Annotated in this window: 24 protein-coding genes; 14 read left to right on the top strand and 10 right to left on the bottom strand. The window is 36.9% G+C overall.

Going from position 1 to position 26,029, the window contains the following annotated elements; genetic code table 11:
• Positions 1-110: 110 nt before the first annotated feature.
• From AHA02nite_RS01925 to AHA02nite_RS01905, 5 genes are all read left to right on the top strand, one after another.
• Positions 111-857, top strand: coding sequence for a methionine ABC transporter ATP-binding protein (locus AHA02nite_RS01925; RefSeq protein ID WP_146813835.1), 747 nt, complete (start codon positions 111-113; stop codon positions 855-857).
• Positions 850-1,512, top strand: a complete 663-nt coding sequence (locus tag AHA02nite_RS01920; RefSeq protein ID WP_146813833.1) for a methionine ABC transporter permease — start codon at positions 850-852, stop codon at positions 1,510-1,512. The genes AHA02nite_RS01925 and AHA02nite_RS01920 overlap by 8 nt, the downstream gene beginning before the upstream one ends.
• Before the next feature lie 12 nt (positions 1,513-1,524).
• On the top strand, positions 1,525-2,346 hold the full coding sequence (locus tag AHA02nite_RS01915; RefSeq protein ID WP_146813831.1) for a MetQ/NlpA family ABC transporter substrate-binding protein: 822 nt from the start codon (positions 1,525-1,527) through the stop codon (positions 2,344-2,346).
• A gap of 118 nt (positions 2,347-2,464) precedes the next feature.
• Entirely contained in the window at positions 2,465-2,851 is a 387-nt protein-coding gene (locus AHA02nite_RS01910; RefSeq protein ID WP_146813829.1) for a DUF1761 domain-containing protein, read from the top strand.
• A gap of 72 nt (positions 2,852-2,923) precedes the next feature.
• Positions 2,924-3,640: a VCBS repeat-containing protein gene (locus AHA02nite_RS01905; protein WP_146813827.1), complete on the top strand. Its 717-nt coding sequence runs from the start codon at positions 2,924-2,926 to the stop codon at positions 3,638-3,640.
• A gap of 41 nt (positions 3,641-3,681) precedes the next feature.
• Here AHA02nite_RS01905 and AHA02nite_RS01900 read toward each other — a convergent pair whose 3' ends face one another.
• Positions 3,682-3,861: an H-type small acid-soluble spore protein gene (locus AHA02nite_RS01900; protein ID WP_146813825.1), complete on the bottom strand. Its 180-nt coding sequence runs from the start codon at positions 3,859-3,861 to the stop codon at positions 3,682-3,684.
• Positions 3,862-4,077: 216 nt separating this feature from the next.
• Here AHA02nite_RS01900 and AHA02nite_RS01895 point away from each other — a divergent pair, with 216 nt between their 5' ends.
• The 4 genes from AHA02nite_RS01895 to AHA02nite_RS01880 all read left to right on the top strand — a co-directional run bounded on the left by AHA02nite_RS01895 (position 4,078) and on the right by AHA02nite_RS01880 (position 8,595).
• On the top strand, positions 4,078-5,070 hold the full coding sequence (locus tag AHA02nite_RS01895) for a DUF3231 family protein (protein WP_146813823.1): 993 nt from the start codon (positions 4,078-4,080) through the stop codon (positions 5,068-5,070).
• Between the two features lie 250 nt (positions 5,071-5,320).
• The gene (ectA, locus tag AHA02nite_RS01890) at positions 5,321-5,854 is read left to right on the top strand and encodes a diaminobutyrate acetyltransferase (protein WP_017187169.1); all 534 of its coding nucleotides are present in this window, start codon (positions 5,321-5,323) and stop codon (positions 5,852-5,854) included.
• Positions 5,855-5,933: 79 nt separating this feature from the next.
• On the top strand, positions 5,934-7,208 hold the full coding sequence (gene ectB / locus AHA02nite_RS01885) for a diaminobutyrate--2-oxoglutarate transaminase (RefSeq protein ID WP_174758172.1): 1,275 nt from the start codon (positions 5,934-5,936) through the stop codon (positions 7,206-7,208).
• Between the two features lie 187 nt (positions 7,209-7,395).
• Positions 7,396-8,595: a D-alanyl-D-alanine carboxypeptidase family protein gene (locus AHA02nite_RS01880; protein WP_146813821.1), complete on the top strand. Its 1,200-nt coding sequence runs from the start codon at positions 7,396-7,398 to the stop codon at positions 8,593-8,595.
• A 13-nt stretch (positions 8,596-8,608) separates the two neighbouring features.
• On the opposite strand, the gene AHA02nite_RS01875 is transcribed toward AHA02nite_RS01880, so the two are convergent.
• Entirely contained in the window at positions 8,609-9,241 is a 633-nt protein-coding gene (locus AHA02nite_RS01875; protein WP_146813819.1) for an NUDIX hydrolase, read from the bottom strand.
• Between the two features lie 313 nt (positions 9,242-9,554).
• On the opposite strand from AHA02nite_RS01875, the gene AHA02nite_RS01870 reads away from it, so the two are divergent.
• On the top strand, positions 9,555-11,186 hold the full coding sequence (locus tag AHA02nite_RS01870; RefSeq protein WP_146813817.1) for a BCCT family transporter: 1,632 nt from the start codon (positions 9,555-9,557) through the stop codon (positions 11,184-11,186).
• A 46-nt stretch (positions 11,187-11,232) separates the two neighbouring features.
• Here the strand turns inward: AHA02nite_RS01870 and AHA02nite_RS01865 are convergent, their stop codons facing one another.
• A complete protein-coding gene (locus AHA02nite_RS01865) occupies positions 11,233-12,225 on the bottom strand; it encodes a hypothetical protein (protein ID WP_146813815.1) in 993 nt (330 codons plus the stop codon).
• A 102-nt stretch (positions 12,226-12,327) separates the two neighbouring features.
• Complete coding sequence (locus AHA02nite_RS01860; protein ID WP_146813813.1) at positions 12,328-13,587, bottom strand: L-lactate MFS transporter; 1,260 nt, start codon at positions 13,585-13,587, stop codon at positions 12,328-12,330.
• A gap of 278 nt (positions 13,588-13,865) precedes the next feature.
• Between AHA02nite_RS01860 and AHA02nite_RS01855 the strand changes: the two genes are divergently transcribed.
• Positions 13,866-14,909: an SDR family NAD(P)-dependent oxidoreductase gene (locus AHA02nite_RS01855; RefSeq protein ID WP_146813811.1), complete on the top strand. Its 1,044-nt coding sequence runs from the start codon at positions 13,866-13,868 to the stop codon at positions 14,907-14,909.
• Positions 14,910-14,981: 72 nt separating this feature from the next.
• Complete coding sequence (locus AHA02nite_RS01850; protein ID WP_146813809.1) at positions 14,982-15,716, top strand: GntR family transcriptional regulator; 735 nt, start codon at positions 14,982-14,984, stop codon at positions 15,714-15,716.
• Between the two features lie 61 nt (positions 15,717-15,777).
• On the opposite strand, the gene AHA02nite_RS01845 is transcribed toward AHA02nite_RS01850, so the two are convergent.
• Positions 15,778-17,253 (bottom strand): DEAD/DEAH box helicase, encoded by a 1,476-nt coding sequence (locus tag AHA02nite_RS01845; protein ID WP_146813807.1) that lies wholly within the window; start codon positions 17,251-17,253, stop codon positions 15,778-15,780.
• Between the two features lie 315 nt (positions 17,254-17,568).
• Between AHA02nite_RS01845 and AHA02nite_RS01840 the strand changes: the two genes are divergently transcribed.
• Together AHA02nite_RS01840 and AHA02nite_RS01835 are read left to right on the top strand one after the other, a co-directional pair.
• Entirely contained in the window at positions 17,569-18,804 is a 1,236-nt protein-coding gene (locus AHA02nite_RS01840; protein WP_170235946.1) for a TraB/GumN family protein, read from the top strand.
• 78 nt (positions 18,805-18,882) lie between these two features.
• A complete protein-coding gene (locus AHA02nite_RS01835; RefSeq protein ID WP_146813803.1) occupies positions 18,883-20,169 on the top strand; it encodes a glucose-6-phosphate isomerase in 1,287 nt (428 codons plus the stop codon).
• Between the two features lie 139 nt (positions 20,170-20,308).
• On the opposite strand, the gene AHA02nite_RS01830 is transcribed toward AHA02nite_RS01835, so the two are convergent.
• The 5 genes from AHA02nite_RS01830 to AHA02nite_RS01810 form a co-directional block, all read right to left on the bottom strand.
• Positions 20,309-21,925 (bottom strand): glycoside hydrolase family 13 protein, encoded by a 1,617-nt coding sequence (locus tag AHA02nite_RS01830; protein ID WP_146813800.1) that lies wholly within the window; start codon positions 21,923-21,925, stop codon positions 20,309-20,311.
• 13 nt (positions 21,926-21,938) lie between these two features.
• On the bottom strand, positions 21,939-22,961 hold the full coding sequence (locus tag AHA02nite_RS01825) for a LacI family DNA-binding transcriptional regulator (protein ID WP_146813798.1): 1,023 nt from the start codon (positions 22,959-22,961) through the stop codon (positions 21,939-21,941).
• Positions 22,962-22,975: 14 nt separating this feature from the next.
• Positions 22,976-23,788 carry a carbohydrate ABC transporter permease gene (locus tag AHA02nite_RS01820; RefSeq protein WP_146813796.1) on the bottom strand — a complete coding sequence of 271 codons (813 nt, stop codon included), beginning with the start codon at positions 23,786-23,788 and terminating at the stop codon, positions 22,976-22,978.
• On the bottom strand, positions 23,788-24,648 hold the full coding sequence (locus tag AHA02nite_RS01815; RefSeq protein WP_017185035.1) for a carbohydrate ABC transporter permease: 861 nt from the start codon (positions 24,646-24,648) through the stop codon (positions 23,788-23,790). The genes AHA02nite_RS01820 and AHA02nite_RS01815 overlap by 1 nt, the downstream gene beginning before the upstream one ends.
• A gap of 81 nt (positions 24,649-24,729) precedes the next feature.
• Positions 24,730-26,016 (bottom strand): ABC transporter substrate-binding protein, encoded by a 1,287-nt coding sequence (locus AHA02nite_RS01810; protein WP_146813794.1) that lies wholly within the window; start codon positions 26,014-26,016, stop codon positions 24,730-24,732.
• Positions 26,017-26,029 lie beyond the last annotated feature (13 nt).

Below are 26,029 nucleotides of genomic sequence, written 5' to 3'. Positions count from 1 at the left end.
TTTATACTAAGCAATCAAAATCTAAATTCTACTAAATGACAAGAGTGTGAACATAAGTTATAATATAAAAGTTCTTAATCACCTTTCATGCCATGGGAAGGGGTTTTTTTATGATTAAAATTCAAAATGTTACTAAACGTTTTGGTGATTATGAAGCGATTAAATCGGTTTCTTTATCAGTTAATCATGGCGAAATTTATGGTGTCATAGGCGCAAGTGGGGCAGGTAAATCGACCTTGTTAAGGTTGATCAATTTACTTGAAAGTCCAGACCATGGAGAAGTCATTGTTAACGATGATTCACTTACTAGATTAAAAGGAAGAAAGTTAAGAGAAGCAAGACAATCTATTGCGATGATCTTCCAACAGTATAACTTGTTAGGTAATAAAACGGTCTATGATAATGTCGTTGTACCATTAGAGTTATCAAAAGTGCCGAAACAAGAACGAGAAAGTCGCGTGATGGAAAGTTTACAATTCGTAGGTTTAGACCATTTTAAAGATCAATATACAGCTCAATTAAGTGGTGGACAAAAGCAGCGTGTCGCGATTGCACGTGCTCTTGTGAACAATCCGACAGTGTTGTTATGTGATGAACCAACATCTTCGCTTGATCCTAATACAACAGCAGAGATTTTAAGTGTATTGAAGCGGATTAACGAAAACTTTGGTGTAACGATTGTGATCGTTAGTCATGAGATGGAAGTAATTAAAAGTATATGTGAGCGCGTAACTGTTATGGCAGATGGTGAAGAGTATGAAACAGTTACAATAGAACCGGCTGGTATTCAAAAAATTGATCGAAGCGCTCAAGGTTTTGTTGAACGTCTCACTGATGGTGGTGAACCTCATGCCTGAAGTGATCGTTGAATACCAAGCTGAAATATGGCAGTCAATTGGTGAAACTTTTATTATGGTTGGCTTTTCAATACTAGCTGCTGTTTTGGTTGGATTACCGTTAGGGACTTTTTTATACTTATGTCGAAAAGATCAAATACTAGAAAACCAAGCTGTATTTTCTACATTAAACTTACTCGTAAATGTTATTAGGTCATTTCCATTCTTATTACTAGTTGTGTTTATGATTCCATTTACCCGTTGGATTGTTGGAACAGCATTTGGAACAACGGCAGCAATCGTTCCCTTAACAGTTATTGCTATAGCGCATTACTCACGTTTAGTGGAACAGTCGCTACTTGATATTCCTAAAGGGGTCATGGAAGCGGCGATTTCAATGGGTGCTTCAGCGAAGGATATTATATTTAAGTTCTTATATGTTGAAGCACGTTCAGGTTTAGTGCTTGGATTGACGACATCGACAATTAGTTTTATATCATACTCGACAATTATGGGTGTTGTCGGTGGCGGAGGAATTGGTGACTTTGCTATTCGTTATGGTTATCAAAATTTTAGAACTGATTTAATGTTTTATATGATTTTCATCATGGTTATACTTGTACAGCTAATCCAATATACAGGTATTACAGTTGCAAGAAAGATTGACAAAAGATAGGAGAGGCATAATATGAAAAAACTATTAATTCCAATGACAATCTTGTTATTAATATTAGCTGCATGTGGTGGAGCTGATGAAGCAGAAGAGCAAACAGAGGAACAAACGGAAGATCAAACGTTAGAAGTTGCTTCTTTAATTTCACCGATGCTAGATATTCTTGAGATTGCTCAAGAGCAACTAGCTGAAGAAGGGATCGAGCTTGAAATTGTAGAGTTAAGTGATAATGTACAACCTAATGATGCATTAGCTCACGATGAAGTTGATGCAAACTTCTTCCAACACGTACCGTATATGGAGGAATATAATCGTAACAATGATACAAACTTAACACCGATTCAGCCAATTTATTATGCAAATTACGGTGTATATGCTAAAGATTATGACGCTATGGAAGAAATTCCTGATGGTGCAACATTAGCTGTTGCCAATGATATGACTAATTTAGACCGTTCATTAAGATTATTAGATGACCATGGTGTGATCACTTTAGGTGAAACAGACAATCCGCATTATCGTTTATCAGACATTGAGGAAAACCCTCATGACTTTGAATTTGAAGAAATTGATTTATTAATGTTAGCAAGAGCTTATGACGATGTTGATGCTGTGTTGATGACGCCTGCTTATGCAGAGCCATTAGGTCTAACACCAGCGGCTGACGCTTTACTAACTGAAGGTGAAGACAATGACTTTGCGATTACGTTAATCGCGCGTGAAGACAATGAAGATTCAGAAGCCATTCAAAAGTTAGCTGAAGCAATGACAAGTGATGAAGTTCGTGATTTCTTAGAAGAGAATTATGAAGAAACATCTATTCCAGCATTTGATTAATAACGAGCCTATCCTTGACTAAGTGTCGAGGGTAGGTTTTTTTATAGTTTTGCAGGGAGTGTATTACAATTAGTCGAATATGTTTGAATGACATAAGATTTTATTTAGAGGTGAAAGAATGCTGTTAGCTATTATATTGGGTGTCATTATTTACATGGTTTTAGGGATGGTTTACTATTCGCCTAAAGTGCTAGGGCGTTTATGGGTCAAGTATTTAAATATCCAAGAGTTTAAAACGCCACGGTATGATGTGTTATCGTTAGCAACCTTTCTTACGGTGAGCATATTGTATTTTATTTTACGGTGGTCAGAGGCAAACACAGCACTAGAGGGGTTGTATTTAGGGGCCCTAGTTGGTTTGTTAGTTGCGTTGGCGTATGCAAAGGACTTTGTCTTTGGTCTTGGTGAAAATACGGGAAGTTCATTAAAAGTATATTTCATTGCTGTTGGGTTTCACATCATTGTCTTATCTGTGATCGGTTTGGTAATGGGGAATATTTTATAAAATAGTAAGAACGAGTAGCACTTTCCGCGTTCGCCCATAACATATTAGAAAAGGGGAACGAAGGGGAATGTTATGTACTTTTATGATGTAAGAAAGGCAATTGAACTTATTGATTCAGCACATGGTGATGTAAATGGTGACGGGGTCATAGATGGTGTATTTCTAGTCGGCTACCAAACTCAAGATAGCCCATTTATACAAAACATTACACTTGTCGTTCAAGACGGTGCTACTCATGAGATTTACAGTACACCTTTAGTAGACAATGTTGGTTATAACCCTACTCTATTTTTAGGTGACTTCACGGGTAATGGTCTAGACGAAATTCTCATTAGTATTGCAACTGGTGGAAATGGTGGCATTATGAATGAGTTTATATATTCTTTCGTTCATAATCGTTTTAACCTTATTTTTAATAGCAATGAGTATAATGATTACTATCAATATACTGTAAATTATGAGGATGATGCGAAGGTCCGTGTCGTAAGTGAAGTGAACCAACAGCAATATGTCATTGACCTATCCGACCGTGATCCACAATACTTAAATGAAATATATGATGCTAATGGAACCTTAATTGAACCGATTGAAGGCTGGGTGAACCCATTGAGTGGTTTATATCCAGTAGACTTTGATATGGATGGTGTGTATGAGCTTTTAGTTTATCAAAGAATAGCAGGGCGTTATAATGCTGATGCATTAGGTTATGTATTGAATACGTTAGGGTGGGCTGGAGATCAATTTGCTTTGAGTCAGCAATTTGTTGCTATATATGGTGCAGATCTATAAATTTGAGGCGAACGCAACAGTGAATGCGTTCGCCTTTTTAATTACTCTTCGTTTAATTCAGTGACATCAACTTCGAACTCTGTACCACTTTCTTTTAAGTAGTGAATGATCGCCTTTTGTTTGTCATCGTTAACTTCATTGATGTAGACATACTTTCCTTTGTAAACGACATTCTTCATGTTAGGGTCATCTTTAATTTCTTTTGCACGCATTAAGTTCATTTACGATCCCTCCTCGAAATGTCTTTGTACATGTCACATAACCTTATTAGATTATATTTAAACATATCTTAGAGTTAAGTTTTTGTCGTTTGATAAATGGTCATGGTTTGTATCTAGTCATGACGAAAGATTAATTCTCCAACTAAGAGTGTATGATTTAACAGGTATTGTTCATAATAAAAAGTGATTATTATGAAATGATGGAGGACTCGTCTAATGCCACAAACTCCTGGTTTAGTTTCATCAGAAATCGGTACGTTATGGATGACCTATCAGCAAAAAACTATGTCTCTTAGAATGTTAGAGTATTTTATTAAAAAAGCGGATGATCAAGAGGCTAAAGCTATAATGGTAAACATATATGAACAAATGGAACCTTATGCTGAAAAGATTGTCACCATTTTTCAAGAAGAAAATCTGCCTATACCAACTGGTTTTACTGGTGTAGATGTTAACGAAGACGTTCCAAAGCTTTATGACAATGGGTTTGACATTATGTTCTTACGCTTAATCAAAGAAATTAGTACAGGAATGCACACTTTAAACTTATCAATGTCATACAGAGAGGATATTACACAGTTTTATAGAGAACTATCGGTTATTACGCAACAATGTTATGATGACTGTACACAGTATTTACTAAAGAAGGGTTTAATAGCTAAGAGTCCCTATGTTGCTGTTGAAAAGACCGTAGAATATGTTAGTAATACAAATTACTTAAGTGGATTAAATCCTTTTAGTGACAAGAGGCCTTTAAGTACAGTTGAGTTAGCTCACTTATACCATGGCATTGAATCTAATAAGATGGGTTTACAGATGATTAAGGGGTTTGCACAATGTGCTGAAGAGCAAGAGGTAAGAAAATATTTTGATAAAGGTGTAAAGCTTGCTAAAAACATCGTGGATGATTTAAGTAAGTTTCTAGAAGATGGGTATATCCAAGTTCCTGGAACGGAAGGCGGGAATGTTACAACCTCTTCTGTGGCACCGTTCTCCGATAAGCTAATGCTTTATTGTGTTAACTTATTTTGTGGATTTTCAATAGGTGGTAGTTCTTTAGGGACTTCATTTAGTTTAAGAAATGATATACCGACGCGTATGTCTATTTTAATGAAAGACATATTTAGCTATGCGCATGAAGGGGCAAAAATTTTAATTAAGTATGGTTGGATGGAGGAATCACCTCAATCCTTTAAGAAGAATCAGTAAAAGAGAAGGGTAATCCTTCTCTTTTTTAATGCAAATTTTAAAATCATCAAAAAATTAAATGGTAAAAAAGACTAAATTCTTAATAAATTAGAGAAATACATACAATACTGTAGCATTCATTAAGTTCGTAACTCTTAATTAACGACATCAACAATAAGATAGTTGTATGCTTGTTAATCACTTTCTAAGTCGTTTGATAAAATTTGCTCCGCTCGTTAACATAATAAATGGAAACAATCGTTAACCAAAAATGAAGGGAGCATTTAACATTAATAGTCAAACAGCTACTTTAAGTCCATTAGATACGGTCACTTTTGAGAAGCCGACTGTAGAAGATGGTTCAGAAATGTGGGAGTTAGTAAATAATTCAAGTTTAGATCAAAATTCAGCTTATAAGTATATTATGATGTGTGAACATTTTGCAGAGACATGTGTTGTCGCTAAAGAAGACAATAAGGTTGTCGGGTTTGTTACCGCATTTATACCTCCAGAGAGGCAAGATGTTGTATTCGTTTGGCAAATCGGAGTTGATGCGTCACAAAGAGGAAAAGGACTAGCATCTAGAATTTTAAACGAATTAATACAACGGGAATCTTGTCGAGATGTGCGCTTTTTACAAGCGACAGTGACTCCATCAAATAAAGCATCCCAATCGTTATTTAAAGGATTTGCGCGTAATCTTGGCACGAAATGTGAAGTGTCAGAGTGCTTTCCTGAAGAGTTATTCCCAAGTGATGAACATGAAGAAGAGTTAAGCTTTTTAATTGGACCAATCGAAAAATAATTTAAAAATTAAAAAGTAACACCTAATAATAGTGTTTAGATTATAATACCCTTAGGGGTAATTTTGAGGAGGATAAATTTTGAATAAAACAGACATGAAAGTTTTTGAAAAACATGAATCAGAGGTTCGTAGTTATTGCAGAAGCTTTCCAACAGTATTTAATGAAGCAAAAGGCTCTAAGATGTGGGATGAAGATGGAAATGAATACCTTGACTTCTTCTCAGGTGCTGGTGCATTAAATTATGGTCACAACGATCCGAAAATGAAAGAAGCATTGATTGATTATATAACAAATGATGGGATTACACATTCATTAGACAAAGCTACAACAGCTAAAGGGCAATTTATTGAGCAATTTAATGAAGTGATTTTAAAGCCAAGAGGTTTTGATTATAAAATCATGTTCCCAGGACCAACTGGAACAAATACCGTTGAAAGTGCATTAAAATTAGCGCGTAAAGTAACAGGGCGTACAGATGTTATTAGCTTTACTAATGGTTTCCACGGTATGACAATTGGCTCTTTATCAGTAACAGGGAATGCCGCTAAACGTAGAGGTGCAGGGGTTCCGTTAAACCACTCTGTTACAATGCCTTATGATCGTTTTATGGATTCTGCAGATACTTTAGATTATTTAGAGCGTTTCTTAGAAAATGGTGGTAGCGGAGTAGACCTACCTGCAGCTATGATTGTTGAGACTGTCCAAGGTGAAGGTGGCATTAACGTTGCTAGTAAAGAATGGTTACAAAGATTAGAATCTATTTGTAAGCGTTGGGATATCTTATTAATTATCGATGACGTCCAAGCTGGAGTTGGTCGCACAGGTTCATTCTTTAGCTTTGAAGAAGCGGGTATTACACCAGATATCGTTTGTATGTCTAAGTCTTTAAGTGGTTACGGTGTGCCGTTTGCTATCACGTTGTTAAGACCAGATCTAGATATTTGGGCACCAGGTGAACATAACGGTACTTTCCGAGGAAATAACCATGCATTCATTACAGCAACAGCTGCTTTAGACTACTGGAAAGATGATAAGTTAGAAAAGAGTGTTAAGCATAAAGCAGAGATCACTCATGAATACTTGCAGAAAATCGTTGAAAACTACTCTGAACTAAAAGGTGAAGTACGTGGTCGAGGGTTAATGGTAGGAATCGCTTGTGGCGAAAAAGAACTAGCTGAGAAAGTTGCCGAAAAAGCCTTTGAACTAGGATTAATTATGGAAACAGCAGGTCCAGACGATGAAGTGTTTAAGCTGTTCCCTGCTATTACAATAGAAGAAGCAGACTTGAAAAAAGGCTTAGAGATTATTGAAGAAAGTGTTAAAAGTGTAGTAAAAGAACCAGTGTTATCTTAATATGCGAACGAGGAAGCTGACCTTAAGTGGGGTCGGCTTCTTTTTTTGTTAGTTTTTACCTATAACAGGGCAATACTTTAACTAAATGAAATATAATTGTAATCTTTTATTAGTATTTATACATATTTTGATTTGGTAAAATTAATAAAGCGAAATAATTACGATTACAAAAATGAGGAATGCTCATATGCTTATAAATAGATTGTGTTTTAGTATAATAATTGTTTTAGCATTAATGTTAGTAGTCACAACTCCATCTTCTACGCATGCGCACGTTCAAGACATAGATTTGCATAGCGAATCAGCTATATTAATTGATCAGTCTAGTGGTGAAGTGTTGTATGACAAAAGTAGCCAGCAACAAATGTATCCGGCTAGTATTACTAAAATTATTACCGGGATTATAGCTATTGAACAAGGTGAGCTTGATGATAAAGTGACGATTAGTGAGGGTGCAACTGAAGTCATCGGGACAAGTGTATATTTATTAGAGGATGAAGAGGTTGAGTTACGTAAATTAGTGAAAGGCATGCTTATTAATTCTGGTAACGATGCCTCTGCTGCGATTGCTGAGCATATTGCTGGTAGCGAAGAAGAGTTTTCAGAGTTAATGAATGAGTTTGTGAATGATGTTGTCGGTGTAAGTGATACTAATTTCACAAATCCACATGGCTTATTTGACGAAAACCAATATACGACTGCAAGCGATATGGCAAAGATCACACAATATGCTATGGATAATGATAAATTCCGAGATATTGTCGCGATGACTGAGTTTGAGTGGGAAACTGAAGGTTGGGAGACAACGATCTATAATCACCACCAGATGGTTAGACAGTATGATGAAGTTACGGGTGTGAAAAATGGGTTTGTTAGAAAGTCTGGTTATACCCTAGTAACAACAGCAACTCATGAGGATGATCAAATTGATTTAGTCGTCGTTACATTAAACTCTCCATCTGCCAACCATGCTTATAATGACACAAGGAAATTAATTGATTATGGCTTTGACAACTTTGAAACTAATAAACTTGAAGAAGGCGAAGTTCTTTTTGATGAAAATGGACAAGAATATGAGTTAGAAGAACCTATCTATTTCACCTCTGAAACAGACAATAATTGGGAGAAGGAAATCGATGATGGTGGAGTGTTAAGTGTTTTTAATGAAGAAGAAGAAGTGTTGTTAGAGAAACAATTGAAGACACAAGAAGAATTAAATAAAGAGCCTGACCCAAAAGATGCACAAATGGCTATGGGGACAGCAAACCAAAGTGATGACGGTATAAATATCATTTTTTGGATTGGAATGACTTCATTAGTAACATTAATAACTGGAGTCGTATTATTTATTAGAAAAAGAAGAAAACGTGATTGGTTTTTCAGATAAGAGAGGAGATAGGTTAGGTCCTATCTCCTTTTATAATAGCAATGAAATCATTCAAGATCCTAGCAGTTAATCCCCAAATGACATAGTCTTCATAGTAATAAAAATGCTCCTCATACTGTACTTTTTGTACTTCATAAGATTCACCGTTTGGAATATCATCATAAGGAAAGTTGTCATCTGGTTTAATTTCAACGTCTATGTAATGGACTTCTGGTTTGTTTTCTAGGAAGAAAGATAAAGGAACAGTGAAGATTGAATCTACTTCCAATGGGTTAGGTTGAAACCCTTCATAAGAACCAATCGTAATGAACCCAGTATACGCACTTACGCTAAGTCGAAATGGAGTAACAAGAAGCCCAAGGTACTCAACGTTATTAACTTGTCCTTCTGAAACACCTAACTCTTCACAAAGCTCTCTAACGGCTGTCTCAGATGTGTTCAAGTCATCTTGATCTACTTTTCCACCGGGGAAACAAACTTCACCTGGTTGGCGCCTCATATATTTAGAGCGTACTTCAAATACAATCTGTAGTTCACCGTCTTTTTCAATTAAAGGGATGATAATAGCGTACTTTCGGTTGTTAGGTAAGCCGAGCGTCTCAGATTGGTGCTTTTTGATTATGTTATTTAAAGTCTTATAATCCATCGTTTCACCTCATGAAAAGCTTGTTAACTATTCATTATACCAACAAAAAGCTATTCCTACTAATTTAACAGGGTAGGAGGTTAACTTGTAACATTATAGTTAATATGTTAGGGTAATAAACGCATAATAACAGTACATATAAGTCCAGTATGTCAATAATTACAGTATGTTTTCATTAGTTTTATGTTTTTGGCAAAAAATGTTTCAATATATTGATTTAGGGTATTTTATTGAATGTACACACATAGAACTTATGACTCATTTATCAAGTGATTATAATGAAACTGGATTTAAAATTTTAGGAGGAGAATCTATGTCAAAGAAAACGAAGGGGTTGACCTCTTTTAGTCAAGCAGCTAAGACCCCTGCTTTTATCATTTCATTGATTATCGCTTCAGCATTTGTTATTTCAGGATCATTTCTACCTAATTTTGATGAATATGTTGAGGTAACGTTCAACTGGACGGTAACGAACTTAGGTTGGTCGTTTATTTTAGGTGGAAGTGCCTTTATATTAGTGACGGTCTTCTTAATTTTAAGCCCACTTGGTGAGATTAAATTAGGGGATGATGATGAAAAGCCGATGTATTCCACGCCGGCATGGTTTGCTATGTTGTTTAGTGCAGGTATGGGTATTGGTTTATTATTCTGGGGTGTATCAGAACCAATTAACCACTATGATTGGCCAGCGTATGGTGAAGGTGGAACAGCTCAAGCATTACACGCAGCATTGCAATATTCATTCTTCCACTGGGGACTTCACCCATGGGCGATTTATGCGGTCGTAGCATTATCATTAGCATATTTCTCATATAGAAAAGGTTTACCGATGTTACTAAGCTCAACGTTAGAACCGTTAATTGGTCGTGATCGTCTAAACGGTTTCTGGGGTAATACAGTTAACATTATTGGTGTTATTGCAACATTATTCGGTATTTCAACATCACTAGGTTTAGGTGTTATGCAAATCGGTGGTGGTTTTTCAACGCTATTTGGAATTCCGAACTCTGAAGGCTTATGGTTAATTATCATTGTTGTTGTAACATTGTTAGCAATCATTTCAACATCAACAGGTATTGACCGAGGTATTAAATTTTTAAGCCAAGCAAACTTAGGTGTAGCTGGTTTATTGTTATTGTTTGTCTTTATTTTAGGACCAACTTTATTCATCTTACAGGCTATGACACATTCTACAGGTGGATATTTACAGAACCTGTTTTCAATGTCATTCGGTATTGATGCAGCAGGAGAAGGTGCTGATGGTTGGTATGATGCATGGACAATCTTCTACTGGGCTTGGTGGATTGCTTGGGCACCATTCGTAGGTTCATTTATTGCCCGTGTATCTCGTGGACGTACAATTCGTAGCTTTGCTGTCGGTGTGTTGTTAGTGCCGACTGCAGTAAGTATTTTCTGGTTCAGTGTTTTCGGTGGTACAGCATTATTCCAAGAACACTTTACAGATAATAGTATTATGGACGCTGTATTCGAAGATGAAGCACAAGGGTTCTTCGCATTATTAGAAGGTTTCCCATTCTCATCTGTACTCATTGCAGTTGCGATGATTTCATTAACAATTTTCTTTATTACGTCATCTGACTCAGGTACGTATGTAATTGGTATGTTAACGTCTAAAGGTAATATGAACCCACCAGTAGGTTTACGTATTACTTGGGGTATCATTGAAGGTGCATTTGCTGCCGTATTACTAATGGCTGGTGGACTAGGAGCATTACAAACAGCATCACTAGTCGGTGGTTTCCCATTCATGATCCTCATGTTCTTAATGATGTACTGCTTGATTTGGGCACTGTTTAAAGAACTAGGTGATGGTTCACTACCACGTGAAAGAGAAAGAATTTACAACGCACTTGAAGACTTGCGAGAAGAAAATAAAGTCGCAGATGATGTTATTACAGATGAAGCTGAACAAAACAATAATTAATTAATGCAAAAGCCCTGGGGGGATTCCCCAGGGCTTAGTTATGTTGTTATGTTGTTTGTTCTGCCTTTTGAACGTCTTCATCTTTCTTATTGAATAGTTGTTTAAACTTAGATGAAACATTAAGCAGTTTTTGCTGTAGATCAATACTTGGCTCCATATCTTCAATGTTTAATTGATATGTTCTAACCATTGCAATCATAGCGATTGGATCAACAAACGCACGCTTAACCATTGAGGTGAAGATGTATGCTCCAATAATCGCAAAATATCCGAGTATTCCAGCGGCACCAGCATTGTCCGTAATCATAGATGCCAGAGCCATAAGCGGGAACACAGTAACTAAAAAGACTGTAATATTAAGAATGTAGACGAATGCTACAATTCCAGCCGCTGTTATAATTATTTTCTTCCAGCTTTGAGCATAAAGAACGACACCATCACAAGCGTTTTTCCATACACTTTCTTCTTTCTCGGATTCTGCATCTTTAGCTTCGCTTTTTCTAAGCATAATATAGCTTAAGATTGCTTCATCAACATAGCGAAGACTGACTGCCATAACTTTACTTAAAATGCCAATAATGTTTTTCGCACCTGGGATGAAATTTAAGAAGTTTCCAATCCTCATTAACCAACGTTGAATTTGCTTAACCGCTCCATAAATAATTTTATCAACGACAAAGGCTACATTGGCTGACCCAAAGTTGTTAACGACTTGATCTTTACCATAGCTAATTTGACTTTTCCCATCTGGCACTGAGCCTTTACGTAAAAGCTCAGTCACAACAGCTATATGGCCAACTTTCACCATATAGAGGAAATACCTTTCAATGAATCGCAGAAGACCAAGTACACCGAAAAATGTCCCTATCATAAGGAAAATAAAGAAACCAGAAGCGAAATCAAACCACCTAAATAGTAAGATACCTAAACCGAGCATTAGTCCTAAAAAGATTAGTGAAATTGCGCCAAATATGAGATAGACCAAGATCCTAGAGATGAAAAAGGGAATTGTCCGTTTAATTAGTTGTAATATACTCATTTTGTTAACCCCTCCCAACGTAAAAATTCCCACCTTTTAAAGGTTATGGTCGGAAGAGGCGAAATAGAAGATAAATAAAAAAGAGGGGAAGTCCCCCTCTTTTTAAGCTATCATTTCTTCATCTAGAGATGCTTGTTTTTCTTGGCGTTTAATATCGAGTTGTAATAGTAAGGCGATGACTAATGCAGCAGCCATCAGTGCCATGAACAAGTAGAAGACAGGCATGTAGCTTCCTGTACTACTATAGATCTGTGTTACGACACTTGGGCCAATAATTCCCCCTAAAGACCATGTCGTTAGCAGGTATCCATGAATAGCACCTAAGTTTTTCGTACCAAACAAGTCGCCGATAAAGGCAGGTAAGTTGGAGAATCCACCTCCGTAACAACTAACGACGATAAATATTAGAGCTTGGAATAATAGAACGCTTGTAATGTTCGGAAACGATATAAATGCAACGAGTTGTAGTGCAAAGAATGTTATAAAGATGGCAGGTCGTCCAACATAATCTGATAAAGCAGCCCAACCGAGGCGACCTCCACCATTAAAGATTCCCATGATCCCTACCATTGTTGCAGCAGCAGCTGCTGAAAGCCCAACGACTTCCTGAGCCATTGGTGATGCGACTGAGATGATCATAATACCAGCAGTTGTATTGATGAGCATCATCGTCCATAACATCCAAAAGCGTCTTGATTTAACGGCTTGCTTAGCAGTCATTTGTGCTAAGTCTTTCTTTATCACTTTCTCACCTGAAGCTATATCACGTTTCATTTTAGCAGGCATCCAACCTTCTGGAGGTGGGGCAATGTAAGAAGCACCTAAAATAATGACAATGAAATAAGCAACACCTAATATATAAAATGTTGATGATACACCAACTGTATTCATAAGAATTTCTGCTACTGGAGCTGTAATTAAAGCCCCTGTACCGAAACCTAATACAGCCATTCCCGTAGCGAGTCCTCTTCGGTCTGGGAACCATTTAACAAGTGTAGAAACAGGTGAAATGTAACCAATCCCTAAACCTAAACCACTTGCAAAACCGTACATTAATAAGAATAGAATGTGTGAATCGATTGCTACAGCTAGTCCAGAACCGGCCTGACCAATACCGAATAAAACGGCTGCGAACATAGCAGAACGTCTAGGGCCTTGCTTTTCGACAAATGGGCCGAAAAACGCTGCAGCAAAACCAGCTAGTCCCATCATAATTGTAAAGGCTAAAGTAATCTGTCCAGTAGACCAACCAATCGTATCATGAATAGGGTTTGTATAAACACTGTAAGCATAAGAAGCACCGATCGATAAATGAATTGCGATAGCGGATAGTGCGATTAACCAACGATTCTTGTTTGCCATTTGTATTACCTCCATTGCGTCGATTTTTTTGGGATAGTTTTTATTGTACTATTTATCAACAAACAAATAAATAGAAAATTTACAAAATTTTAATAAATCCGACTTGTTAACGGTTACAAAAGTATGATTCAAATTGGAGTGAACACTTACAAAATGTTTGTTTAAATTTGTAGATTTTTGTAGCCGTGCGTTATAAACTAGTGTTAGAAGAAATAATAAGAAGAAGTTTTATTATTTTGTTACGGGTTCGAATATTAGAAAGGGTTTGAGGCTTTTTTATGAATATATTTATTACTGGTGCAACAGGGTTTCTAGGGACTAACTTAGTTCAACGGTTAGTTAATGAAGGCCACAACGTCTATTTATTAGTAAGAAATAAACGGAAGTTAGAAGGCGTATACAATCAAGTTCCAAACACTCAACACGATCAAATTAACGTAGTTGAAGGAGACTTGTTAGATCAAGGGTTAGGCATTTCACCTGATACAACTAAACAACTACAAGGAAAAATTGATGCTGTATATCACACGGCGGCTTATTTATCCTTTGATGAGTCAGAACGCGACTTAGTATTTGATATTAACTTAAAAGGAACAGAGCGTGTTCTTGAAGTAGCTAAGCAATTACAGGTGAAGAAATTTATTCACGTTAGTACTGCTTATACATTAGGAGAGTCAACTGAAGGATATGAAAAACTCCACTCGACAGACAATGATTTTGTTAATGCTTATGAAGAAAGTAAGTGTCATGCAGAGCATTTAGTTATGTCTTACGAAGATGATCTAGATGTTATTATTGTTAGACCAGCAATTATCATTGGAGATTCGGCTACAGGTGAAGCGGACACAACATTTGGTTTGTATGGCATTTTACGTACTGTACAACTTTTGAAGAAGCGTGCTGAACGTAAAGAAAATGATCAAGTTTACCGCTTACTTATTGAGCGTGATACGGTATCAAACTTAGTTCCTGTTAATTTCATTATTGACGTTTTAGCGTTGAGTTTAACAGCAGGAGAAGCAAGTACTATTTATCATGCTACGAATCCTAATCCGCCGACGAATGGCCAGATTTTCAAAGCGATCAAGGATGGGCTAGATTTTCACCAAGTTGAAATTGTGTCTTATGAAGATGAGCGCTTGTTGACTGAGGAAGAGAAGAAGTTAAATCAACCTCTAGAAGTGTTTAAACAGTATTTAAATCGGTCTATTACGTTTAACCGTGATAATACGAAGAAGTTGTTAAATGAAACGAATCAAGAAGATCTAAATATGGATGAGCAAGTGCTCTTAAGAATAGTACAAGGCTTTATAAAGTCGTAAAGACAGGTGAATAGCCTGTCTTTTTTCAAGGCTGAATATTTTACTGTAATAAAGGGCAGAGAGGGATTTAATGTGAAGTTTGTCAAACAGAATGATGGTAAACCATTGTATCAGCAAATTGCCAAGTGGATGACTGAACATATTAACTTAGGAAAGTGGAGAGAAGGTTATAAGCTACCAGCTGAAGAGGAGTTAGCTCATCAGTTAAATGTAAGCCGAGGAACAGTAAGAAAGGCGATTTCTAAGCTTCTGAAACAAGGCTTACTTGAGCAAATTCAAGGTAAAGGGACGTTTGTTAGAAGGCAGAAAATTTCATACCCCTTTGCTCAAGAGCTCGTCTCGTTTGCAGAGGCAATGGAAATCAAAGGGTATTACTTTGATACAGATGTTGTGTCATATAAAGTGATGCAGCCGAGTGAATGGGTGCAAAATAAATTAGAAGTCGGCTTGTATGACTTAGTATATTACGTGAAACGTGTTAGGAAGATTGACGATGAACCTGCAATTATTATCGAGAATTGGGTATCGATGGACAGGTGTCCAGGTGTCGACCAAGCTAATATAAATGAAAAAGGTCTGTTTAAAGTAATAGAAGAATGTGCGGATGTTGAACTAACCTATGGTGTCCGAAGCTTTGCGGCCAAAGCATTGAATGAAGAAGAGGCGAGGTTGTTAAATTTAAATGAAGGTGACCCCGTATTGTATTTAGACCAACAAACATTTGGTCCCAATGATTTACCATTAGAATGTTCAAGAATTGTTTTAAGAACAGATCAATACGAAGTGACATCAGTGTTAAAGAGATAATAAGTTATAAATATAAAAAAGCTCGGTTTAGATAAATAATCTAAGCCGAGCTTCTTCTATATTATTGGTTTTTATTACGGTTGTTTCGTCTGTTTCCGCCATCTTGTTTTTGGTTATTACGGCGTCTACGGCCGCCACCGCCACCACCACGACGGTTTTGATTACCACCGCGTCCACCGCGGTTGTTTTGTTGTCCTCCACCTTTAACTCGTTTTACACGTAAAGGTTCAACGGACGTTAGGTTTACAGGCGTTTGACTTGGTTCTTTCGCAAGAAGTTTAATCGCTGAAGCGACAACATCGACAGCATCTTCTTCAGATAATAAACGTTTGGCTGCTTCACGGTAATTGTCACCTTCATGAGCCCAAACCGTTTGTTTTAATTCTTCGATAGCACCTTCTTGTAAGCCTTCCATAACATCTTTATATGTTGGGAAAGACTGTTTTTCAATTTGGCGTTTCGTTAATTTTTCAATTGTTTTTAGGTGATCCATCTCACGTGGTGTAACAAATGTATATGCACTTCCTTTTTTACCAGCACGACCAGTACGTCCAATACGGTGAACGTAGCTTTCTGGGTCTTGTGGTAAGTCAAAGTTATATACGTGGGTGACACCTGAGATATCTAGGCCACGAGCTGCAACGTCTGTTGCAACTAAAATGTCAGTTGCTTGGTCTTTAAAGCGCTTAATGACTTTTTCACGTTTAACTTGTGGAATGTCACCGTGAATACCTTCGGCTGAATAACCACGTTTCAGTAAACCTTCAACTACCTCATCAACGCGTTTTTTCGTTCTACCGAAAATAATCGCCAAATCAGGGGATTCAATATCTAATGAACGACAAAGAACATCGAACTTCTGATTTTCTTTAACGTCATAGTAATATTGATCAATGTGGTCAACGGTTAACTGCTTTGATTTAACGCGGACAATTTCAGGCTGATTCATGAACTTTTCTGCTAGTAGCTGAATACGCTTAGGCATTGTCGCTGAGAAAAGTAATGTTTGGTGCTTTTGTGGCATTTCAGCTAAGATTGCCTCAATATCTTCGATGAAGCCCATGTTAAGCATTTCATCTGCTTCGTCTAAAACGACTGTTTCGATGTTTTGTAACTTAATAGTACGTCTTCTAATGTGGTCTAATAAACGACCTGGAGTCGCTGTAATTAGTTGTGGACGACGTTTTAGAGCTTTGATTTGACGAGTGATATCCTGTCCACCGTAAATTGGTACAGTCTTAACACCTTTATTGTGACCAATACGGTTTAGCTCTTCGCCTACTTGGATCGCTAATTCACGTGTAGGTGCAATAACAATCCCTTGTACGTCTTTGTTTTCTGGGTCGATCTTTTGGATCATCGGTACTCCGAAAGCTGTAGTCTTTCCTGTACCCGTTTGTGCTTGCCCAATTAAGTCTTTTCCTTCCAATGCTGTTGGAATGGCTTGTGCTTGAATTGGTGTTGTTGTTTCAAATCCCATCTTAGCTAATGCATCTAATACATTTGCTTCAATGTTTAATTCGTTAAATGTTTTCAAACTTGTTCCTCCTAAAAATTCTCTTTACCTATATTATTTACATAAAAAAAGTAGCTAATGCTAAATGTCGGAAAAAAAGTGGAATCCTACATTTATAGTAGCTACGTAACTTTTCTTCTTATGGGCAGAAATTGGAAAACTCGTGCCTAGTTTCTATTCTGCAATGTTTCACAACACAACTTTACATCGGCAATAGTACTTATTGTATGTATAGACGGTTTATTATAACCTTTACTATTGATTTTGTCAATTTTTACCCGAGACGAGACAACTTTATGGAAAAACATGTATAATCAGGAAGAGGGGGAGATGATTTTGAAAACGAACAAAGTATACATATTGTTTATTCTTTTGGCATTGCTATTAGGGGCATGTTCAGATGATACGATTACTTTTAATGATGAAAACTTAGAGAATGCGGTTTTAGATGAGTTAAGGATCAATGAAGAGCTTACAGAAAGTGGGGTTGAAACAGTTACTAGCCTTGATTTGTCGGGTGAAAATATCGACTCTTTATCTGGAATTGAAGCTCTCTATAACCTTGAAGTGTTAGATGTATCTAACAATAATATTGAAGATGTATCTGTTTTGTTAGAACTTAATTCCTTGGAAGAAGTTACAATTGCGGCGAATCCTGTAATAGAAGATCGTGAACAAAGTGAGTTGTTAGATGAACTCTCTGAACAAGGAACTGTAGTTATTGAATCACAGCAATTGGGTGACCCTGATGGTCCAGGTGGCTTCTTATGGCAAGTTGAGAATGAAGAGACGACGGTTTATTTACTAGGTACGATTCATGCAGGGACAAGAGACTTTTACCCATTACATGAATCAATTGAGACTGCATATTACGAGGCAGATGTCGTTGTGCCTGAGATTGATTTAAATGACTTAAATATGTATGAAATGCAACAAATACAACAAGAGTTAGGAATGTATGAAGAAGGGGAGACAATTGAGGACCACGTTTCTAACGAAATGTATGAACAATTAGACGAAACAATAAGTGACTTAGGTATGAGTATAGAAATGGTTGAAAGCTATAAACCGTGGTTACTATCTTCATTAATTCAAAGTTTGCGTCTTCAACAGTTAGGCTATTTACACGGTGTTGATGAGTACTTTTTAAATCAAGCAGCGATTGATGGCAAAGAAGTTGAAGCTTTAGAGACATTTGAATCCCAGTTTGAAGTACTCGCTAGCCCATCAGAAGAGTACCAAATGACTATGTTAGAACAATCTTTAGTTAGCCTAGATCAATTTGATGAAGAAATAACGACCATGTTTGAATTGTATAAAGCCGGTGATGCAGACGATTTGATTGGTTATTTGTTTGATGAAGATGCTACTGTTACAGAAGAAGAAGAGGCATATATGGAAGAGTTAAATGATAATCGAAACTATAATATGGCAGAACAAATTGATGAGTATTTAACAACAAATGATGGTAAGACGTATTTTGTCATTGTTGGTGCTGCTCATTTAATAATTGAGCCTCACATCGTGTCAATTTTAGAAGAAGAAGGCTACTCGGTTAATCATATACATTAATTATCTTCTTAACATTTAAAAGCTTAGAAATTTTGGTATAATACGAAGCAGATATTCAACGAGAAAAGGGGACGAACGATGATTAACGTAACTTACTCTGGACAGAAACAAGATGTATTAAACCAAAATCAAGTTTCTCGTCTACAAGCTATTCATGAAGATTTATATAAAAAGCAAGGTGCAGGAAATGACTTCTTAGGTTGGTTAGATTGGCCAAGTGGACTTTCAGATGAATTTTTGAACAATATAAGAAATACTGCAGACCAAATTCAAAAACAAGCTGATGTACTGATCGTTATTGGTATTGGTGGTTCGTATTTAGGATCTAAGGCTGTTATTGAAGCGTTAAAACCACATTTCGAAAAAAACCCTAATTTTGAAGTGTTGTTTGCGGGTCAGCATGTTAGTGGCGCTTATTTAAAACAGTTAATGGACTACATAGATGACCGAGAAGTGGCTCTAAATGTTATTTCAAAGTCAGGAACTACAACAGAACCAGCTATTGCTTTTCGATTTTTACAAAATTATATGGAAGACCGTTATGGAGAGGAAGCATCAAGTCGTATTTACGTAACGACAGACGAAAACAAAGGTGCTCTCTTAAATCTAGCAAAAGAAAAGGGTTATCAGCGTTTTGTCGTACCAGACGATGTAGGTGGACGTTATTCTGTATTTACAGCGGTAGGGTTACTTCCTATTGCAGCAGCAGGCTATAATATTGATGAACTTATTCATGGTGCTAAACAAGCTGAGGATGGATTATCAACATTTGACCCAGAAAATAACCCTGCTATTCAATATGCAGCTATTCGTCATAACCTTTATGAACAAGGGTTTACAAATGAAGTGTTAGCAACATTTGAGCCGAAGTTGAGCTATGTACAAGAGTGGTGGAAGCAACTATATGGTGAGAGTGAAGGTAAAGAACATAAAGGTATTTTCCCAGTTTCAGTTACTTACACGACAGACCTTCATTCTTTAGGGCAATATATTCAAGACGGAAAAAGGGACTTGCTAGAATCATTTTTAATTGTTGAAGAGGTTGAGGAAGATTTAGAGCTGTTTGAAGCGGAACAAAATGCTGATGAGTTAAATTATTTAGCTGGCACGTCATTAAATGACTTCAACTTAGTCGCTTATGAAGGAACGTCAAAGGCTCACTTATCTGGTGGTGTTCCACAGATCGGAATCCATTTGCCGAAGATCGATGAGTACCATATTGGTTATTTATTATATTTCTACATGCTAGCATGTGCTTATAGCGCATATTTACTTGATATTAACCCATTCAACCAACCCGGTGTTGAAGAGTATAAGACTAATATCTTTAAACTTCTAAAAAAACCAGGCTACGAAACAGAGTAAAATATTTATAAAGTCTAAAAGGTGACCTCGAAGCTAATTCAGGTCACCTTTTTTAGTAAGGAATTGTACAGATGCCATAAAAAAACCCAGCAAGAGTCATTTGTTTTATCTCTAGCTGGGGTGTAATTCATTTATGGTTTTACTTAACTTGATAAACCCTTGCTTCGTAAGGTTTTAGCACAGTTTCGTCAACTTCTGAGTAGTTGTTTAATAATAAGTGACCTAATTCGTATTGGGATAAATCAATAGGAGTTCGGTCTTCGCTTAAGTTAGTCAATACAAGAACTTGGTCTTCGTTCAACGTTCTAGTGTATGCAAAGACAGTTGGTGAACTTTCAAAAACGAGGTCATACTTACCATATGTGAACGTCTCATTAGATTTTTTAAGTTGAATCATGTCTTTGTAAAATGACAGAACAGAATTAGGGTCATTTAACTGTGATTCAACATTAATTGTTTTATAGTTAGGGTTTGTTTTAAGCCAAGGTGTGCCAGTAGTAAAGCCGGCATTCGGTTCAGCTGACCATTGCATCGGTGTTCTAGAGTGATCGCGGCTTGTTACGTTTAATGTGTCGATAATTGCTTGAGCACTTTCACCTTGTTCGCTTTGTTGTTTATAAAAGTTATGGTCTTTAATGTCATTGAAATCATTAATCGAAGAAAACTCAGCATTTTTCATACCAATTTCTTGACCTTGATAAATGAAAGGGGTTCCTTTCATGAAGAAGTACATAACACCTAAAGCTGTTGCGCACTCATACCAATAATCTTCGTCATTCCCCCATGTTGTCGTGGCCCTTGGAATGTCATGGTTTTCGATAAATAAGGCGTTCCAACCGTCTTCATCTAATGCGTGTTGCCATTTCGTTAGTACTTCTTTCAGTTTTGGGACATCGACACCTGCATTCGAATTACGATCCCACAAATCAAGGTGTTCAAATTGGAAGATCATGCTGAATTTACCTTCATCTTTTCCTACCCATTTGTAAATATCGTCTGTGCTAACACCATTTGCTTCTCCGACAGTCATAATATCATAGTTTGAAAACGTCTTATCATATAACTCATCTAAGTAGTTGTGAATACCGTCAACATTCATCATGTGTTCCCACGGTGGTTCAGTGGAGCTTTGTCCATTTGGAAGGCCTTTTGTTTTTTTAATATGGCTAATAGCATCAACTCTAAAACCATCAATGCCTTTATCTAACCACCAATTAATCATGTCGTAGATAGATTGTCTCATGTCTTTGTTTTCCCAATTTAAATCGGGTTGTTTGACTGAGAATATGTGTAAGTAGTATTGGTCGCTATGTTTGTCATACTGCCATGCCGGGCCACCAAAGATACTTTGCCAATTGTTTGGTTGGTCAGCCCAAATGTACCAATCACGCTTAGGGTGATCTTTTGATGAGCGCGACTCGATAAACCAAGGGTGTTCATCACTCGTATGATTGACGACTAAGTCTATAATCAGTTTCATATCACGCTTGTGGGCTTCTTCTAATAACCGATCAAAGTCATCCATCGTTCCAAACTCTTCTAACACAGCTTGATAATCACTAATATCGTAACCGTTATCTGCATTAGGTGATTTGTAAAAGGGACAGACCCAAATGACATCAATACCTAAGTCTTTTAAGTAGTCGAGTTTTTCAATGATTCCTGGTATATCACCTATTCCGTCACCATTTGAATCATAGAAGCTTCGTAAATATATTTGATAGGCTACAGCCTCTTTCCACCAAATTCTTTCCATAATCATACCCCTTCTAGTTGTTCCGTCTACAAGAGCCACGTTTAATCAGTGTAGAAGAAACGATTTTGTGTGTGTCTTGTATGTTTGGTTGATTAATTTTATCTATTAACAGAGAGCTAGCTTGAAAACCAAGGTCATAAATAGAAATATCTACAGATGTCAAAGGTGGTCTTAAGTGTTCAGAAATTTTATGGTTATTAAAGCTAACGATCGACACATCTTTTGGTACAGTAATTTTCAACTCTTCTAAATACCTAATTAACTCATATGCTACTAAATCGTCATGAGTCACAATGGCCGTAGGTGGTTCAGATCTGTTCATTAATTGGATCACCGAATCTTGATCAATACTAGCTGTCATTTCTTGGTGAAAGATTAAATCCTCTCGATACTGGATACCAGCTTTTTTCAAAGCTTGTTTATAACCAGTTAAACGGTCTTGTGACACGACAAAGTCTAAACTACCACCTACGAAGGCGATCTTCTCATGACCTAACTCAACTAAATGTTGAACAGCTTCTTTTGAGTTCTCAATATTGTTATTGTCGACGTAAGTGAACTGGTTTGGGTTTACACTAGGTCTACCGACAATTGTAAATGGAAATGAAGAGTTTGCTAAGTAATCTATCGTTTGATCATTCTCTTTTGAATATAGCAAGATGATCCCATCGACTCGTTTTCCTTGAACCATTGACACGACTTCATTGTACACTTCCTCTTCTGTAGCACCAGTCGTTAAATATAACCCGTACTGGTTCGCATGCGCAGTAGCAGATACGCCTCTTAACACTTCTGGGAAGAAAGGGTTTTGAAATGATAATGCGGCGGAATTTGCCATGACAATACCAATTGTATTCGTTTTATTTGCCACTAGATTACGCGCTTGGAAATTAGGATAATACCCTAACTCTTCCATAACTTCACGAACACGCTTTTTAGTTTCCTCGGTAATACGAGGGTTGTTAGCAATGACGCGTGAAACAGTTGAAGGGGAAACATTAGCTTTTTTGGCAACATCTTTTATTGTAACGCTCATAGAAACACTCCTCTTTATTTAACAGCCCCATCAGTAACACCTTTAATGATCGCCCTTTGAGCAAAGAAGTAACCAATAATAACTGGTAGAATTGCTAAAGTAAGACCTGCCATCGCAAGGTGCCATTGTGTAGTGTATTGGCCAAAGAAGTAAAACATTCTTAACGGAATCGTCTCACTACCAGGGCTATTAATAACTAAGGATGGTAGTAAGTAATCGTTCCAAATCCAAATAGTATTGAGAATTCCGACAGTGACAGTAATAGGTTTCAACATAGGGAAGATAATGTACCAAAATATTTGAAACTTATTTGCTCCATCAATTCTCGCTGCTTCATCTAAGGTTTCTGGAATATTATTCATCGCCCCGTGATATAGGAAAATGGATAAGCTAGAACCAAAGCCTAAATACATGAAAATTAACCCGCCACGGTTTAATAAATCAATTTCGCCGAAAAGGGAAACTAATGGAATCATAACAGATTGAAACGGGATCAGCATCGCAGATATAAATATGAACAAAATGACTGTACTCACTTTGCTTTTAGTTCGTGCTAAAGCATAAGCTGCCATGGCTGAGAAAAAGATTATAATTACAATACTAAACCCAGTTACTAAAACGGAGTTAAATAAAGTTTGTAAGAAATTCATTTCTTGAAATGCTTCAATATAGTTACTGAAATCAAGGGAGGAAGGCAAATTTAATGTTCCTTCAAACAATTCACGCTGTGTTTTAAATGAGTTAACGAACATTAAGTAAAAAGGTGCAATCCATATTAGTCCTAGTAAAACTCCAAGAAGTTCTAGGCGCCACTTTTTCCACTTCATTACATCTGCACCTCCCGTTTCTTATTAAAGTAAACTTGAACTAGTGTGATAGCTGCCACTACGATAAAGAAAATAACAGCTTTAGATTGAGCGTATGCGAATGAGTTTTGAACGAATGCCGTATTGTAAATTTCCATCGCTAACATTTCAGTCGAATTGTATGGTCCACCATCTGTTAAAGCTAAGTTTTGATCGTAAAGTTTAAACGTATTAGATAATGTCAAAAACATACTTACAGTAAATGCTGGTGCTACAAGAGGGAATACAATATGACGGAATCTCTGCCACGCTGATGCGCCATCTATGTGAGCAGCTTCAATTAATTCTTTTGAAACCCCTTGTAAATAAGCGATATAAATTACCATTATATAACCCGACATTTGCCAGCTCATTAATATGACCAATCCCCAAAAACCAGTAGTCGTCGTAGAGAGCCAACCTTGCATGGCTTCAATTCCAAACGCCTGACCAATATTAGCGAACACGCGAATGAAAATGAACTGCCAAATAAACCCTAATATTAAACCACCAATTAAGTTAGGCATAAAAAAGACAGTTCTTAAAAGGTTGTTAGTCTTAATTTTGGATGTAACAATTAAAGCTAATGATAAACCAATTACATTAATCAAAATGACACTAGCTATTGAGAACTTAATTGTAAACCAAAGAGAATCTATAAAACGTTGGTCTTGTAGGGCGTTAATATAGTTTTCGAATCCGACAAAATCACCTGTCGTAATGCCGTTCCACTCAGTAAATGAATAATATGTACCGACACCGAGCGGTATAATAACAACTGTCGTCAGTGCAAATAGTACAGGTGTTAGAAATAACCAATATGATAAATCTCTCGTGCGCACAACGATCTCTCCCTCTTTTAGCTTGAAAATGAAACAAAGTAGCAAAGCTGCTACTTTGTTTCACTTCTAGCTTTTCACAGATTATTCTCTAGAGGACTCCCAAGCTTCTTGTGTCTCTGAAATAATTTCGTCCCAGCTAGCTTCTTCACTTAAGTACTTTTGAATTAAAGCACCTAGTTGATCTTCACCCCAACCAGTTGGGTAACCCATAAACACCCAGCCGATTGTTTGGTCATTTTCTGAGTACTCATAAATTGTTTGAGATAATGGGTCATTAATATCTTCAGCATCATATCCTTCATATGCAGGAATGAAGTTAAAGTCATTTACAACAGCTTCCTTACCTAAATCAGAAGTGTATAACCAATCTAAGAAATCTTTCGAAGCTTCAACAACTTCTTCATCTAAATTCTCGTTAACTGCCCAATACATCGGAACGCCTACTGGTAATAAATCTTCATCATAACCTTCAACTGGAATAGGCATCATATCAATATCTTCATTAGCAAACTCTTCGTCAATTCCCGTAATTGAAGGATAGACCCAGTTACCTTGTTGAATAATAGCTACACGCTGTAGTGAGAATAACTCTTCAACTTGTTGTGAATAATCTAAACTTACAGTTGGTTGTACTGAATATTCGTCTTGTAAATCAACAATTGACTCAAATGCTTCACCGTATTCGAATTCTACCCCGTCAGCCTCATAAGCATCAGTTACATTGTGGTTGAATTCAGGTGCTAAAAATGTGTTAGATAAATGTAGTCCTGTTACCCATGCTTCTGCACCAGGGAAAGCAAATACAGCATCTAAGCCTAACTCTTCTTTTTGAGAATCAAGTGTCTCAACAACACCTTCTAAATCATCAAAGCTTTGGATTGAATCGACATCAATGCCAGCCTCTTCAAAGATTCTTGTATTATAAATAAATCCATAGCCTTCTAGGTTGTATGGCAGGCCATAAACGCCATCATTTACAGTTACACCATCTAAAGTGCCAGGAAGTGCAGCATTAGCAGATTCTGTTTCAGATAGGTCCGCTAAATAATCTGACCAGTCTTCAACATCCTGTGGTCCACCAACGTTGAAAATGGACGGTTCATTACCTGAGTTGAAACGTGAACGTAAAGCTGAACCATAATCTTCACCGCCACCAACAGTTGTAATATTAATGCTCACATCTGGGTTTTCTTCTTCATAAGTCTCAGCAAGCTGTTCGAATTCTTCTCTAAATTCTACTTTGAACTGAAATACATCTACTTCTACTTGATCACCGCTTGACCCATCGTCACTACCGCAACCAGCAAGTAAACCTCCCGTTAACATAATTGAACCTAACAAACCGGTACTCCACTTTTTTAAATTCATTTAAATAAATCCC

The sequence above is a fragment of the Alkalibacillus haloalkaliphilus genome (genome assembly GCF_007991275.1).
GTDB classification, from domain to species: domain Bacteria; phylum Bacillota; class Bacilli; order Bacillales; family Alkalibacillaceae; genus Alkalibacillus; species Alkalibacillus haloalkaliphilus.
This window is presented reverse-complemented; position numbering and strand designations above follow the sequence as displayed.